The 15,505-nt window shown below is 56.1% G+C and carries 12 protein-coding genes and 1 riboswitch; of the genes, 8 read left to right on the forward strand and 4 right to left on the reverse strand.

Annotated elements, in window-relative coordinates; genetic code table 11:
- Positions 1–26: 26 nt before the first annotated feature.
- Both ppc and argE read right to left on the reverse strand, forming a co-directional pair.
- A complete protein-coding gene (gene ppc / locus PGR09_RS22830; RefSeq protein ID WP_047047252.1) occupies positions 27–2,678 on the reverse strand; it encodes a phosphoenolpyruvate carboxylase in 2,652 nt (883 codons plus the stop codon).
- A gap of 257 nt (positions 2,679–2,935) precedes the next feature.
- Positions 2,936–4,087, reverse strand: a complete 1,152-nt coding sequence (argE, locus tag PGR09_RS22835) for an acetylornithine deacetylase (RefSeq protein WP_015368914.1) — start codon at positions 4,085–4,087, stop codon at positions 2,936–2,938.
- A gap of 113 nt (positions 4,088–4,200) precedes the next feature.
- Between argE and argC the strand changes: the two genes are divergently transcribed.
- From argC to oxyR, 4 genes are all read left to right on the forward strand, one after another.
- Complete coding sequence (gene argC / locus PGR09_RS22840; RefSeq protein WP_430916544.1) at positions 4,201–5,205, forward strand: N-acetyl-gamma-glutamyl-phosphate reductase; 1,005 nt, start codon at positions 4,201–4,203, stop codon at positions 5,203–5,205.
- A gap of 9 nt (positions 5,206–5,214) precedes the next feature.
- Positions 5,215–5,991: an acetylglutamate kinase gene (gene argB / locus PGR09_RS22845; RefSeq protein ID WP_015368912.1), complete on the forward strand. Its 777-nt coding sequence runs from the start codon at positions 5,215–5,217 to the stop codon at positions 5,989–5,991.
- A 101-nt stretch (positions 5,992–6,092) separates the two neighbouring features.
- Positions 6,093–7,466, forward strand: a complete 1,374-nt coding sequence (argH, locus tag PGR09_RS22850; RefSeq protein WP_047066278.1) for an argininosuccinate lyase — start codon at positions 6,093–6,095, stop codon at positions 7,464–7,466.
- Positions 7,467–7,717: 251 nt separating this feature from the next.
- A complete protein-coding gene (gene oxyR / locus PGR09_RS22855; RefSeq protein WP_047047259.1) occupies positions 7,718–8,635 on the forward strand; it encodes a DNA-binding transcriptional regulator OxyR in 918 nt (305 codons plus the stop codon).
- Here the strand turns inward: oxyR and sthA are convergent.
- Positions 8,618–10,018 carry a Si-specific NAD(P)(+) transhydrogenase gene (gene sthA, locus PGR09_RS22860; protein ID WP_015368908.1) on the reverse strand — a complete coding sequence of 467 codons (1,401 nt, stop codon included), beginning with the start codon at positions 10,016–10,018 and terminating at the stop codon, positions 8,618–8,620. The genes oxyR and sthA overlap by 18 nt on opposite strands.
- Before the next feature lie 196 nt (positions 10,019–10,214).
- Between sthA and fabR the strand changes: the two genes are divergently transcribed.
- Positions 10,215–10,850 (forward strand): HTH-type transcriptional repressor FabR, encoded by a 636-nt coding sequence (fabR, locus tag PGR09_RS22865; RefSeq protein ID WP_015368907.1) that lies wholly within the window; start codon positions 10,215–10,217, stop codon positions 10,848–10,850.
- 15 nt (positions 10,851–10,865) lie between these two features.
- Positions 10,866–11,225 (forward strand): YijD family membrane protein, encoded by a 360-nt coding sequence (locus PGR09_RS22870; protein ID WP_430916545.1) that lies wholly within the window; start codon positions 10,866–10,868, stop codon positions 11,223–11,225.
- A gap of 52 nt (positions 11,226–11,277) precedes the next feature.
- Here the strand turns inward: PGR09_RS22870 and trmA are convergent, their stop codons facing one another.
- Entirely contained in the window at positions 11,278–12,378 is a 1,101-nt protein-coding gene (gene trmA, locus PGR09_RS22875) for a tRNA (uridine(54)-C5)-methyltransferase TrmA (RefSeq protein WP_020077583.1), read from the reverse strand.
- 115 nt (positions 12,379–12,493) lie between these two features.
- A riboswitch (cobalamin riboswitch) is annotated at positions 12,494–12,681 on the forward strand.
- Between the two features lie 65 nt (positions 12,682–12,746).
- Between trmA and btuB the strand changes: the two genes are divergently transcribed.
- Positions 12,747–14,594, forward strand: a complete 1,848-nt coding sequence (gene btuB, locus PGR09_RS22880; RefSeq protein WP_063414030.1) for a TonB-dependent vitamin B12 receptor BtuB — start codon at positions 12,747–12,749, stop codon at positions 14,592–14,594.
- Positions 14,539–15,390, forward strand: coding sequence for a glutamate racemase (gene murI / locus PGR09_RS22885; RefSeq protein WP_015703959.1), 852 nt, complete (start codon positions 14,539–14,541; stop codon positions 15,388–15,390). Before btuB ends, murI begins: the two co-directional genes overlap by 56 nt.
- The last annotated feature ends 115 nt before the right edge of the window (positions 15,391–15,505 follow it).

Raw genomic sequence — 15,505 nt, forward strand, 5'->3', positions numbered from 1 at the left:
GACCGGGCGGCCGGGGGAAACGATGATTAGCCGGTATTACGCATCCCAGCCGCGACGCCGGCAATGGTGACCATTAGCGCTTGCTCAACGCGCGCATCCGGTTCCTCGCCAGCCTCTTCGGCCTGACGCGAACGGTGCAGCAGTTCGGCCTGCAGGACGTTCAGCGGGTCGGTATAGATGTTACGCAACTGGATGGATTCGGCAATCCACGGCAGGTCGGCCATCAGGTGGGAGTCGTTAGCGATGGCCAGCACCACTTTGATATCGGCGGTTAACAGCTGACGCAGCTCTTCGCCGAGTTTCCACAGTTCCGGTTTCACCAGCCGCTGATCGTAGTACTCCGCCAGCCACAGGTCGGCTTTTGAATAGACCATCTCCAGCATGCCCAGGCGGGTTGAGAAGAACGGCCAGTCGCGGCACATGCTTTCCAGCTCGCTCTGCTTGCCTCCCTCGACTACTTTCTGCAGCGCGGCACCGGCGCCCAGCCAGGCCGGCAGCATCAGGCGGTTCTGGGTCCAGGCGAAGATCCACGGGATAGCGCGCAGTGACTCGACGCCGCCGGTCGGGCGACGTTTTGCCGGGCGCGAGCCAAGCGGCAGTTTGCCCAGTTCCTGTTCCGGGGTCGCGGAGCGGAAATAAGGGACGAAGTCTTTGTTCTCACGCACATAGCCGCGATACATCTTACAGGAGACGTCGGAAAGCTCGGCCATGATCTCGCGCCACTGCGGTTTTGGTTCCGGCGGCGGCAGCAGGTTGGCTTCCAGAATCGCGCTGGTGTACAACGACAGGCTACTGATGGTCACTTCCGGCAGGCCGTACTTAAAGCGGATCATCTCGCCCTGTTCGGTGACGCGCAGGCCGCCTTTCAGGCTACCCGGCGGCTGCGAGAGCAGCGCGGCATGGGCCGGAGCGCCGCCGCGACCGATGGAGCCGCCGCGACCGTGGAACAGCGTCAGTTCAATACCGGCTTTTTCGCAGGTTTTGATCAGCGCGTCCTGGGCCTGATACTGAGCCCAGGAGGCGGCCATCACGCCGGCATCTTTGGCCGAGTCGGAGTAGCCGATCATGACCATCTGTTTGCCCTGAATAAAGCCGCGATACCAGTCAATATTCAGCAACTGAGTCATGACGTCGTTGGCGTTGTTCAGGTCGTCGAGCGTTTCAAACAGCGGCGCGACTGGCAGGGCAAAGCCGATACCGGCTTCCTTCAGCAGCAGATGAACCGCCAGCACGTCGGACGGCGTTTTGGCCATCGAGATAACATAGGCGGCGATCGAGCCGCGCGGCGCTTCGGCGATCACCTTGCAGGTGTCGAGGACTTCGCGAGTCTCTTCGCTTGGTTCCCACTGGCGTGGCAGCAGCGGGCGTTTGGAGTTCAGTTCACGGATCAGGAAGGCCTGCTTGTCGGCTTCCGACCAGCTTTCATAATCGCCGATCCCGAGGTAGCGGGTCATTTCGCCCAGCGCTTCGGTGTGGCGGGTGCTTTCCTGACGGATATCGATACGCACCAGCGGTACGCCGAAAGATTTCACCCGGCGCAGGGTATCGAGCAGTTCGCCGTTGGCGATGATGCCCATGCCGCAGGCCTGCAGCGATTTATAGCAGGCGTACAGCGGTTCCCACAGCTGTTCGTTTTGCGTGATAAGACCCGCTGGTTTCGGCAGTTTTTGCCCTTTCAGACGCGCTTCCAGCCAGGCCTGGGTCTCCATCAGTTGGCTACGCAGTTTTTTCATCAGATAACGATACGGCTCTTGCGCGCCTTCCGCGCCGGCCAAATCGCGGAGCTCGTCGGTGCATTCGACCATCGACAGCTCGGAGATAAGCACCTGGATATCTTTCAGGAACAGATCGGTCGCTTTCCAGCGGCTGAGCAACAGCACGTGGCGGGTGATATCGGCGGTGACGTTCGGGTTGCCGTCGCGGTCGCCGCCCATCCAGGAGGTGAAGCGCACCGGGACGAAATCAACCGGTAGCTGGTAGCCGAGGTTGGCTTCCAGCTGTTCGTTCAGCTCGCGCAGATAGTTCGGCACGCCTTCCCACAGGCTGTTTTCAACTACCGCGAAACCCCATTTGGCTTCATCGACCGGAGAAGGGCGGTATTTACGAATTTCATCGGTATGCCAGGATTGGGCGATCAGCTGGCGCAGGCGGCGCATCAGCTGATTGTGCTCATAGTCGGCGATATCTTTGTTATCCAACTGCTTAAGGCAGTTGTTGACTTCCACCATTTTGTGGATCAGCGTCCGGCGGGTGATCTCGGTCGGGTGAGCGGTTAACACCAGCTCCAGCGACAGGGATTCCACCGCTTTTTTAATGGTGTCTTCGTTGAGATTGGGTTGGTCTTTGAGTTTTCTCAGGGTACGCGCAATAACTTCCGGATTACTGGCGGCTTCGCCGTTGGGCGAAATGCTGTGATATTGCTCAGCGGTATTGGCCAGATTCAAAAACTGGCTAAAGGCGCGCGCCACCGGCAGCAGCTCGTCGTTGGACAAGTTTTGCAGCGTGGTGAGCAGCTCCTGGCGATTGGCTTCATTGCCCGCGCGAGAAGATTTGGACAACTTACGGATAGTTTCGACTCGATCAAGAATGTTTTCTCCTAACGCATCCTTGATGGTGTCGCCCAGCACCTTACCGAGCATACTGACATTACTACGCAAAGCGGAATATTGTTCGTTCATGTTACCCCAGACACCCCATCTCATTTTATTTTGTTATATCCGGCGCTCCGTGAATTGAGCAGTGGATAAGCAACCCGTCTTTTATAAAGCCACGTAAATACCCCCGCGTCAATTGCTGCGAAATCGCTTCAGCAAACGAATAAATAGCGATAATTTGCGAAAGTTAACTCAGCGGTCGGCGGATAAGCATTACTTATGGAAGTGTGACGATCGTCACTCTCCCGCCTCCGGGCGTGAAGGCGGGAAAACGGCGGCAATTAATGCCAGCAGAAGTGATGGACAACCTGGGTGATGAGCTCGCGCGTTGGCTTAATAAACCGCGTCTCCAGATATTCATCCGGCTGGTGGGCCTGGTTGATGGAGCCCGGTCCTAACACCAGCGTAGGGCACAGCGTCTGGATAAACGGCGCTTCGGTGCAGTAGTTCACCACTTCGGTCTGCGCGCCGAGCAGTTTTTCAACCACTTCGACCAGCTTGTGGTCCGGCGGGCATTCATAGCCTGGGATCGGCGGATGCAGCTCAGAGACCGTCAGACGCCCTGGCCAGCGCTCGCTAACCGGCGCCAGCGCTTCATCCAGCAGACCGTTCAGGTCGTTAAGCGTCATACCCGGCAATGGACGAATATCCATGTGCAGCTCGCAGCAGGCGCAGATGCGGTTGGATGCATCGCCGCCGTGAATGGCGCCCAGGTTGAGCGTCGGATAAGGCACGGTGAAGGCGGCGTAGTGGTAACGCTCTTTTAAGTCATCGCGCAGTTGCATGATGCGGCCAATCGCATCGTGCATCAGTTCGATAGCGTTCACGCCGCGCGCCGGGTCGCTGGAGTGGCCGGACTGGCCCAGTACGCGTACCGCTGTTGAAATGTGGCCTTTATGCGCCCGCACCGGCTGCAGCGAGGTCGGCTCGCCGATGATGGCGCAGTCCGGGCGCAGCTGTGTGGTTTCAGCGAAATAGCGCGCGCCCGCCATGCTGGTTTCTTCGTCAGCGGTGGCCAGAATATACAGCGGTTTTTTCAATTTACTGACGTCAACGTCGCGCAGGGCATCGAGGATAAACGCGAAGAAGCCTTTCATATCGGCCGTGCCGAGGCCGTAGAGTTTGTTGTCGTGCTCGGTAAGCGTAAACGGGTCGCGAGTCCAGCGACCATCGTCGAAAGGCACGGTATCGGTATGCCCGGCGAGCAGCAGGCCGCCAGCGCCGTGGCCGGTACTGGCCAACATATTGAATTTATTACGCGTCTCCGGTACTGGCTGGATCTCGACGTTAAAGCCCAGATCGCGGAACCAGCCGCCGAGTAAATTGATTAAAGACTCATTGCTTTGATCCAGCGCTTCTTCGGTCGCGCTGATGGAGGGTGTGGCGATCAATGCGCGGTAAATCTCGATAAAGGGCGGTAAATTGTTTTTCATTGTTGACACACCTCTGGTCATGATAGTATCAATATTCATGCAGTATTTGTGAATAAAAATACAATATCGTTGAGCGCAATAAAACCCATCGAATGTAAGGAGATGCTCTTCCAATGCTAAATACGCTGATCGTGGGAGCTAGCGGCTATGCCGGCGCAGAGCTGGTGGCCTATGTAAATCGCCACCCTCATATGAACATAACCGCTTTGACCGTCTCCGCGCAAAGCAATGATGCTGGAAAGTTAATTTCCGATATACATCCGCAACTGAAAGGTATTGTCGACCTGCCGCTGCAGGCGATGTCCGATATCAGCGAATTTAGCGCCGGCGCGGATGTGGTGTTCCTCGCCACCGCGCATGAAGTCAGCCACGATCTGGCGCCGCAGTTTTTGGCCGCGGGCTGCGTGGTGTTCGATTTATCCGGTGCGTTTCGCGTCAACGATGGGGCGTTCTACGAAAAATACTACGGTTTCACGCATCAGCATCCGGACCTGCTCAAACAGGCGGTCTACGGTCTGGCCGAGTGGAACGTCGAAGCATTGAAAGAGGCGAATTTGATCGCGGTGCCTGGCTGCTACCCGACAGCGGCGCAGCTGGCGTTAAAACCGCTGATCGATGCCGGTGTGTTGGAGCTGAAGCAATGGCCGGTGATCAACGCCACCAGCGGCGTTAGCGGCGCCGGGCGTAAGGCGGCGATGAGCAATAGCTTCTGCGAAGTCAGCCTGCAGCCGTACGGCGTTTTCAATCATCGCCATCATCCGGAAATTTCTACCCATCTGGGCGCAGAGGTGATCTTCACTCCCCACTTGGGCAATTTTAAACGCGGTATTCTGGAAACCATTACCTGCCGTCTGAAGCCGGGCGTCGGTAAAGAGCATGTTGCTGAGGTCTTCCAGCAGGCCTATGCCAATAAGCCGTTGGTCCGTTTATACGATAAAGGCGTACCGGCGCTGAAAAATGTGGTTGGGCTGCCATTCTGTGATATCGGTTTTGCCGTCCAGGATGAACATATTATCGTCGTGGCCGCAGAAGATAACCTGCTGAAAGGCGCGGCAGCGCAGGCCGTGCAGTGCGCTAACATTCGTTTCGGCTTCGCTGAGACGCAGTCTTTAATTTAAGGTGTGATGATGAACAATCCATTGATTATCAAACTTGGCGGCGTGTTGTTGGATAGCGAAGAAGCGCTGGAGCGCCTGTTTACCGCGCTGGTGCATTACCGCGAAACACACCAGCGTCCGCTGGTTATCGTCCACGGCGGCGGCTGCGTGGTGGATGAGCTGATGAAACAGCTTAATCTGCCGGTGAAAAAGAAAAATGGCCTGCGCGTAACGCCTGCCGATCAGATTGACATCATTACCGGCGCGCTGGCGGGAACCGCCAACAAAACGCTGCTGGCATGGGCGAAAAAGCATGGTCTTTCCTCGGTAGGGCTGTTCCTTGGCGATGGCGATAGCGTGAAGGTGACTCAGTTGGATGAAGAACTGGGCCACGTTGGTAAAGCGCAGGCAGGCTCGCCGACGCTTATCAATACGCTGCTGGCGGGCGGCTACCTGCCTGTCGTGAGCTCGATTGGCGTCACCGACGAAGGACAGCTGATGAACGTCAACGCCGATCAGGCGGCGACGGCGCTGGCGGCGACGCTGGGCGCGGATCTTATCCTGCTGTCCGATGTGAGCGGCATTCTCGACGGCAAAGGTCAGCGGATTGCGGAAATGACCGCCTCCAGGGCCGAGCAACTGATTGAACAGGGCATCATTACCGACGGTATGATTGTGAAAGTAAACGCGGCGCTGGACGCGGCGCGCGAGCTGGGTCGCCCGGTGGATATCGCCTCCTGGCGTCATGCCGAGCAGCTGCCGGCATTATTTAACGGTACGCCGATCGGTACGCGTATTTTGGCTTAAGATTGAATGCCCGGCGGCGCGTTGCTTGCCGGGGCAACAAGACCGTAGGCCGGGTAAGCGCAGCGCGGCCCGGCAGAACTCACGAATAAAGGAAGCATGTTATGGCACTTTGGGGCGGGCGTTTTACACAGGCAGCAGACCAGCGGTTCAAACAATTCAACGACTCTTTACGCTTTGACTATCGTCTGGCGGAACAGGATATCGTGGGATCCGTCGCCTGGTCCAAAGCGCTGGTAACCGTAGGCGTACTGACCGCCGATGAGCAGCTGCAGCTGGAAGAGGCGCTGAACGTTCTGCTGGAAGAGGTACGCGCCAACCCGCAGCAAATCCTTGAAAGCGATGCCGAAGATATCCATAGCTGGGTCGAAGGAAAACTGATCGATAAAGTCGGCCAGTTGGGCAAAAAACTGCATACCGGACGTAGTCGTAATGACCAGGTCGCCACCGATCTCAAGCTGTGGTGCAAAGAGACCGTCACCGAACTGCTGTCCGCGACCCGCCAACTGCAAAGCGCGCTGGTGGAAACTGCAGGCAACAATCAGGATGCGGTGATGCCGGGTTATACCCATTTGCAACGCGCGCAACCAGTGACTTTTGCGCACTGGTGTCTGGCCTACGTTGAAATGCTGGCCCGTGATGAAAGCCGCCTGCAGGATGCGCTCAAGCGCCTTGATGTCAGCCCGCTGGGCTGCGGCGCGCTGGCGGGAACCGCTTATGAAATCGACCGTGAGCAGCTGGCCGGTTGGTTGGGTTTCGCATCAGCGACCCGTAACAGCCTCGATAGCGTCTCCGATCGCGATCACGTGCTGGAGCTGCTTTCCGATGCCTCAATCGGCATGGTGCACCTGTCGCGTTTTGCCGAAGATCTGATTTTCTTCAATACCGGCGAAGCGGGTTTTGTTGAACTGTCTGACCGCGTTACTTCCGGTTCGTCGCTGATGCCGCAGAAGAAAAACCCGGATGCGCTGGAACTGATCCGCGGTAAATGCGGCCGCGTGCAGGGCGCGCTGACCGGCATGATGATGACCCTGAAAGGGCTACCGCTGGCCTACAACAAAGATATGCAGGAAGACAAAGAAGGGCTGTTCGATGCGCTGGACACCTGGCTCGACTGCCTGCACATGGCGGCGCTGGTACTGGACGGTATTCAGGTGAAACGTCCGCGCTGTGCGGAAGCGGCGCAGCAGGGCTACGCCAACGCTACCGAGCTGGCGGATTACCTGGTGGCAAAAGGCGTTCCGTTCCGCGAAGCGCACCATATCGTCGGTGAAGCGGTGGTTGAAGCGATTGCTCAGGGCAAAGCGTTGGAAGATTTGCCGTTAAGCGACCTGCAAAAGTTCAGCAGCGTTATCGGCGATGACGTCTACCCGATCCTGTCCTTGCAGTCCTGCCTTGATAAACGTGCGGCCAAAGGCGGCGTCTCGCCGCAGCAGGTGGCGCTGGCGATTGCCGACGCCAGACAGCGCCTGGTGTAAGAGATTGCGCGTGAGTGAATGAGCCTGGGTAACTCCCGGGCTTTTTTACGCAAAAAAAAAGCGGACACAAGGTCCGCAAAAGTTCACGTTGGCTTTAGTTGTTCGGGTAGGGAAACTGTGAGGCGACTCAATGATTTTCAGATGTTCTCCTCGTTTCTGTGGTTATTATTGAACAGAAAACTTGATAGGGATAATCGTTCGTTGCTATTCTATCTATCGCCATGGACTATCGTGGCGATGGAGGATGAATAATGAATATTCGCGATCTTGAATACCTGGTAGCGCTGGCTGAACATCGCCACTTCCGACGTGCGGCAGATTCCTGCCACGTCAGTCAGCCCACGCTCAGCGGACAAATTCGCAAGCTGGAAGATGAACTTGGGGTGATGTTACTGGAGCGCACCAGCCGTAAGGTTCTGTTCACTCAGGCGGGTTTGCTGCTGGTGGATCAGGCGCGTACCGTGCTACGCGAAGTAAAAGTGCTCAAGGAGATGGCAAGCCAGCAAGGGGAAACCATGTCCGGGCCGCTGCATATCGGCCTGATCCCGACGGTGGGGCCATATTTGCTGCCGCACATAATCCCGATGCTGCATCAGACTTTCCCGAAGCTGGAAATGTATCTGCATGAGGCGCAAACCCATCAGCTGCTGGCGCAGCTCGATAGCGGTAAGCTCGACTGCGCGATCCTCGCGCTGGTCAAAGAGAGTGAAGCCTTTATCGAAGTGCCGCTGTTCGATGAGCCGATGATGCTGGCTATCTACGAAGACCATCCGTGGGCGGAGCGCGATCGCGTGCCGATGTCGGATTTAGCCGGTGAAAAGCTGCTGATGTTGGAAGACGGACACTGTCTGCGCGACCAGGCGATGGGCTTCTGCTTTGAAGCGGGGGCGGATGAAGATACCCACTTCCGGGCGACCAGCCTTGAAACGCTGCGCAACATGGTTGCCGCCGGAAGTGGTATTACGCTGCTGCCGGCGCTGGCGGTACCGCAGGAGAGAAAACGCGATGGCGTGGTCTATATTCCGTGCATTAAGCCGGAACCAAGACGCACCATCGGGCTGGTTTATCGTCCTGGTTCGCCGCTGCGTAGCCGCTATGAGCATCTGGCGGAGGCCATCCGTAGTACTATGGATGGCCACTTCGATAAGGCGTTAAAAGAGGCGGTTTAAGCCGTTTAACGCCGCTACCCGATAGGCTTCGGCCATGGTCGGGTAGTTAAAGGTGGTGTTAACGAAGTACTCAATGGTGTTACCGCCACCTTTCTGCTCCATAATCGCCTGGCCGATATGAATAATTTCGGCCGCGCGCTCGCCAAAACAGTGGATACCGAGGATCTCTTTCGTCTCGCGATGGAACAGAATCTTCAGCGTACCTACGCTCATACCGACGATTTGCGCCCGCGCCAGATGTTTAAACTGTGCGCGACCTACCTCATAAGGCACCTTCATCGCGGTTAGCTGCTGCTCGGTTTTACCCACTGAGCTGATTTCCGGAATGGTGTAGATCCCGGTCGGGATATCTTCAATCAGATGCGCGGAGGCTTCGCCTTTGATCAGCGCCTGCGCGGCGATGCGTCCCTGATCGTAAGCCGCTGACGCCAGGCTTGGATAACCGATAACGTCACCAACGGCATAGATGTGCGGTAGGGCGGTCTGATACATGCTGTTTACTTTCAGCTGGCCGCGGCTGTCGGTTTGCAGACCGATATTTTCCAGCGCCAGCGTATCGGTGTTACCGGTACGACCGTTGGCGTACAGCAGGCAGTCAGCTTTCAGCTTCTTACCAGACTTCAGATGCATGATCACGCCGTCATCGACGCCTTCGATTTTCTCGTACTCTTCGTTATGGCGGATAACCACGCCGCTGTTCCAGAAGTGATAGGAGAGCGAATCGGACATCTCCTGATCGAGGAACGCCAGTAGACGATCGCGGGTATTGATCAGATCGACCTTAACCTCCATACCGCGGAAGATCGACGCGTACTCGCAGCCGATCACCCCGGCGCCGTAAATGATCACGTGGCGCGGTTCGTGGTGCAGGCTAAGAATGGAATCGCTGTCGTAAATACGCGGGTGGTGGAAATCGACATCGGCCGGATGATACGGGCGCGAGCCGCAGGCGATAACGAATTTCTCGGCGGTGACCGTTTCTACGGTGCCATCGTGACACTCCAGCGCCAGCGTGTGCTCATCAACAAAGTGGGCGTTGCCCTGCAGAATTTCGCAGTGGTTGCGCTCATAGAAACCCTGACGCATATGGGTTTGCTGGTTAATGACGCTGTCGGCATGGTTGAGGATGTCGGCGAAGGAAGAACGGAGAAGACGGGAATGGTCGCTGTAGAGGGGGTTTTGGTTAAACTCGATAATACGGCTGACGGCATGGCGAAGCGCTTTTGACGGGATGGTTCCCCAGTGGGTACAACCACCGCCGACGTTATGGTAGCGCTCGATAACGGCAACACGAGCTCCCTGTTTCACCAGTCCCATAGCGGCACCTTCGCCGCCAGGACCGGAACCAATCACTATTGCATCATAATCCCAAGAGTGTGACATGGCATTACTCACCTGTTTTATACACAAAATAAACACGATGATAACATTTGGCGAGCTTTAACCCAATTATCGTTGTGCTTTTTTGCGGCATAAAAGCAGAAACGGCTCATAAACAATCATTCACAATCCAGTACAAACCGATTAGTTTTAATCTCTGGTATAGTGCCGACAGGGCTATTGGAAGGATTCATACATCGTGATGGGCGTAAGAGCACAACAAAAAGAAAAAACCCGCCGCTCGCTGGTGGAAGCGGCATTTAGCCAACTTAGCGCTGAGCGAAGCTTTGCCAGCCTGAGCTTGCGCGAGGTTGCGCGGGAAGCAGGGATCGCGCCGACGTCCTTTTATCGTCATTTTCGCGATGTCGATGAGTTAGGCCTGACGATGGTAGACGAAAGCGGGCTAATGCTGCGCCAGCTGATGCGCCAGGCGCGCCAGCGCATTGCCAAAGGCGGCAGCGTGATCCGCACCTCCGTCTCTACCTTTATGGAGTTTATTGGTAACAACCCGAACGCCTTTCGCCTGCTGTTGCGTGAGCGTTCTGGCACATCCGCGGCGTTTCGAGCCGCTGTAGCGCGCGAGATCCAGCATTTCATCGCGGAACTTGCCGACTATTTAGAACTCGAAAATCATATGCCGCGCGCCTTTACCGAAGCGCAGGCTGAAGCTATGGTCACCATCGTATTCAACGCCGGTGCGGAAGCGCTGGACGTCAGTCCGGAACAGCGCCGACAGCTGGAAGAGCGGCTGGTACTGCAGCTCAGAATGATTTCAAAAGGCGCGTATTACTGGTATCGCCGTGAACAAGAAAAAATGTCACATCATTCCGAATAACGTGAAGGACGAGCAATGAAACACTCAGTTCAAGATAAAGGTACGCTACTGCTGGCGCTGATCGCGGGTCTGTCCATTAATGGCACCTTCGCCGCGCTGTTCAGCTCAATCGTTCCCTTTTCCATCTTCCCGGTTCTGTCGCTGCTGCTGACGGTGTACTGCCTGCACCAGCGCTATCAGAACCGCAGTATGCCGGTCGGGCTGCCGGGGCTTTCCGCCGCCTGTTTTATTCTCGGCGTATTGCTGTATAGCACCGTGGTGCGCGCAGAATATCCGGATATCGGCTCTAACTTCTTCCCGGCCGTACTGTCCGTCGTGATAGTGTTCTGGATCGGTTACAAGATGCGCAACCGCAAAGATACCGCGGCGGAGTAATCCGCCAGGCAATAACCCGGCAACGTTGCGTTCGCCGGGTTTTTTTATGCGTTTATTTCTTCGTTAACAGCACGCCGCATTCCATATGGTGGGTATACGGGAACTGATCGAATAGCGCCAGGCGGGTGACATTGTGCGTCTGGCTGAGGGTTTCCAGGTTCTGGCACAGTGTTTCCGGGTTGCAGGAGATATACAGAATTCGCGGATAGGCCTGAACCATTTTTTCGGTCTCGCTATCCAGCCCGCTGCGCGGCGGATCGACAAAAATGGTTTCGCACTGATAGCTTTGCAGATCGATACCCTGTAGACGGTTAAACTCTCGCACGCCGTTCATCGCCTGAGTAAACTCTTCTGCCGCCATGCGGATAATCTGCACGTTATCGATATGGTTGGCGGCAATATTGTATTGCGCGGAGGCGACTGACGGTTTAGCGATTTCCGTCGCCAGCACGCGATCGAAGTTACGCGCCAGCGCCAGCGAGAAGTTGCCATTGCCGCAGTAGAGCTCCAGCAGATCGCCGGTGGAGCCTTTGGTGACGTCCAGCGCCCACTCCAGCATCTGAATATTCATCGCCGCGTTTGGCTGGGTAAAGCTGTTTTCTACCTGACGATAAATCATTTCGCGCCCGCCAACCGGTAGACGTTCATCGACATAATCCCTATCGAGCTCGATTTTGGTTTTAGTGGCGCGGCCAATCAGCTGCACGTTGAGATTTTGCGCGCGCAGGGCATCGCGCAGCGCTTCCGCGTGCTGGCGCCATTCGTCGTCGAGCTTCTTGTGATAGAGCAGCGAGACGATGGCCTGGTTGCTCATGGTCGTCAGATAATCAATCTGGAAAAGCTTATGGCGCAGGACCGGGTTATGGCGCACGCCGTCGAGCATCGCCGGCATCAGCTGGTTGATGAGCTCGCTGGCGGCCGGGAAGGTATCGACGCGAATACGCGACTTGGTCTGCTGATCGAAGATGATGTGATAGAGGTCGTCGCCGTCGTGCCACAGGCGAAATTCAGCGCGCATCCGGTAGTGGCTGACCGGCGAACGAAATACCTCCGGAACCGGCGCGGCAAAAGGGGCCATCATTTTCTGCAAACGGACGACTTTTTCTGCCAGTTGCGCTTCGTATTGCTCGGTAGGGAGGTGTTCGGGGGTCATGATGCATCCTGAATAAAATAAGTACGCGGGGATTGTAGGGAAAGCATTGGGGATGTCCAGCCCTGGTTGCGGATGAAATATCGTTATAGCAGTCTGGACATCTATATGTTTCTAATTGTAGCATCTTGCAACCGGTCCTCTGAGTTAATAGGGAATCCAGTGCGAATCTGGAGCTGACGCGCAGCGGTAAGGAAAGGCGAGAAATAAGCGCACTCGGTGCAGACACTGCGGTTAGCCGTGGGAAGTCATTATTTCTTGAAACCGCCTCCAAGCCCGAAGACCTGCCGGATACGTCGCATTTGGTTTCTATCATCGCGAGCTACTGATAGAGCCGGCGGCATCCTCTCTATATTATGGATGCTTTTACAATGATTAAAAAAGCTTCGCTGATGACGGCTTTATCCGTCACGGCATTTTCCGGCTGGGCGCAGGACAGCAATTCAAATACGTTAGTGGTGACGGCAAACCGTGTGGCGCAACCTATCGAGACCGTGCTGGCGCCGGTGAGCGTGGTGACGCGGCAGGATATCGATCGCTGGCAGTCAACCTCTCTCACCGATGTGATGCGCCGCCTGCCGGGCGTGGACATCGCGCAAAACGGCGGCATGGGGCAGCAGAGCTCTCTCTTCGTACGCGGTACCAACTCCAGCCATGTCTTAATCCTGGTGGATGGCGTACGTCTGAATCAGGCGGGCGTCAGCGGCTCTTCCGACTTAAGCCAGTTCCCTATCGCTCTGGTACAGCGCATTGAATACGTTCGCGGCCCGCGCTCGGCGGTCTACGGCTCAGACGCGATTGGCGGGGTGGTGAACATTATTACCACTCGCGACCAGGACGGCACCACGCTCAATGCCGGCGTGGGTTCAAATGGCTACCAGAACTACGGCGGCAGCACGCAGCAGACTTTCGGCGGTCATACCCGCGTCACCCTGGCGGGCGACTATACCTATACCAAAGGCTTTGATGTTGTCGCTGAAGGCAATACCGGCGGCGTTCGCCAGCCGGATCGCGATGGCTTTATGAGCAAAACGATCTACGGGGCGCTGGAGCATAGCTTCTCCAATGAGTGGAGCGGCTTTGTGCGCGGATATGGTTATGACAACCGGACGGCCTATGATGGCTCTCCTTATGGCGGCGTATTAGTCGACACTCGCCAGCTGTATAGCCAGACCTGGGATGCCGGCCTGCGTTTTAATCAGGATATCTTCCACTCGCAGCTAACTTCCAGCTATAGCCACAGCAAGGACTACAATTACGATCCGCGACTGGGGCGCTATGACACCTCGGCGACGCTGGATGAAGTGAAACAGTACAACGTGCAGTGGGCGAACACGGTCGATATTGGCCACGGCAACGTGGGCGCCGGAATCGACTGGCAGAAACAAACCACCGAGCCTGGCACGAACTATGTGACCGATGGCTATGAAATCCGTAATACCGGCCTGTTTATCACCGGCTTGCAAAAGTTGGGCGATTTCACTCTGGAAGGGGCGGCGCGTAGCGATGATAACTCGCAGTTTGGCCAGCACGGTACCTGGCAGAGCAGCGCCGCGTGGGAGTTTATCGACGGCTACCGCTTTATCGCCTCTTATGGCACCGCCTACAAAGCGCCGAATCTCGGCCAGCTTTACGGCTTCTATGGTAATCAGAATCTCGACCCGGAAGAGAGCAAGCAGTGGGAAGGGGCCTTTGAAGGCCTGACGTCTGGGGTGACATGGCGCCTGTCCGGATATCGTAACGACATCGACAATCTGATCGACTACGACTCGCAGCTGATGAAATATTACAACGTCGGCAAGGCGCGTATTAAAGGTATTGAAGCGACGGCGTCGTTTGATACCGGGCCGCTGGCGCACAGCATCAGCTATGACTATGTCGATGCGCGTGATGCGAAAACCAACGAGCTGCTGGTGCGCCGGGCAAAACAGCAGGTGAAATACCAGCTGGACTGGCAGATTTATGATTTCGACTGGGGTGTGACCTATCACTATCTTGGCACCCGTTATGACAACACTTACGACCCGGTAACCTATGCGCCCGAGAGCGTTAAGTTGGGCGGCGTAAGCTTGTGGGATCTCGCAGTTTCGTATCCAGTCACCTCACATCTCACAGTTCGTGGTAAAATAGCCAACCTGTTCGATAAAGATTACGAGACAGTATATGGCTACCAAACTGCAGGACGGGAATACACCTTGTCTGGCAGCTACACCTTCTGATCCACGTCCCACCGTGCTGGTGTTTGATTCCGGCGTCGGTGGGTTGTCGGTATATAACGAGATTCGGCAGCTGCTGCCGGATCTACATTACATTTATGCTTTCGATAACGTTGCTTTCCCGTATGGCGAGAAGAGCGAAGAGTTTATCGTTGAGCGTGTTGTTGAGATCGTGACTGCCGTTCAGCAACGCTATCCTCTGGCGCTGGCGGTCATCGCCTGTAATACCGCCAGTACCGTTTCCCTGCCAGCCCTACGTGAAAAGTTCGCTTTCCCGGTGGTCGGCGTGGTGCCGGCAATTAAGCCTGCCGCGCGCTTAACGGCAAACGGCATTGTTGGCCTGCTGGCGACGCGCGGTACCGTCAAGCGTCCTTATACCCGTGAACTCATTGACCGCTTTGCCAATGAATGCCGCATCGAAATGCTGGGTTCCGCTGAACTGGTGGAACTGGCAGAGGCGAAGCTGCACGGCGAAGCGGTACCGTTGGAAGAGCTGCGTCGAATTCTGCGCCCGTGGTTACGGATGCAGGAACCGCCCGATACGGTCGTATTAGGTTGTACGCACTTCCCACTACTGGCGGAAGAACTGCAACAGGTTATGCCGGAAGGAACGCGGTTTATCGATTCCGGCGCGGCGATTGCTCGACGCACCGCCTGGCTGCTGGAGCATGAAGCGCCGGATGCCAAATCGAATGATGCCAATAAGGCTTTTTGCATGGCGATTACCCCGGATACTGAACAGCTTTTACCCGTTTTACAGCGTTACGGCTTTGAAACGCTGGAAAAACTACCGCTTTAATGGCGTTTTGCGCAAAAAAAAGACGGTTGAAAAGTTTTTTGAAAACAGGGCTTGTCAACGTCTCAGAACTCCCTATAATGCGCCTCCACTGACACGGAACAACGGCAAGCAAGCC

This window comes from Klebsiella sp. 141251, from assembly GCF_050600725.1.
Taxonomy (GTDB): domain Bacteria; phylum Pseudomonadota; class Gammaproteobacteria; order Enterobacterales; family Enterobacteriaceae; genus Klebsiella; species Klebsiella aerogenes.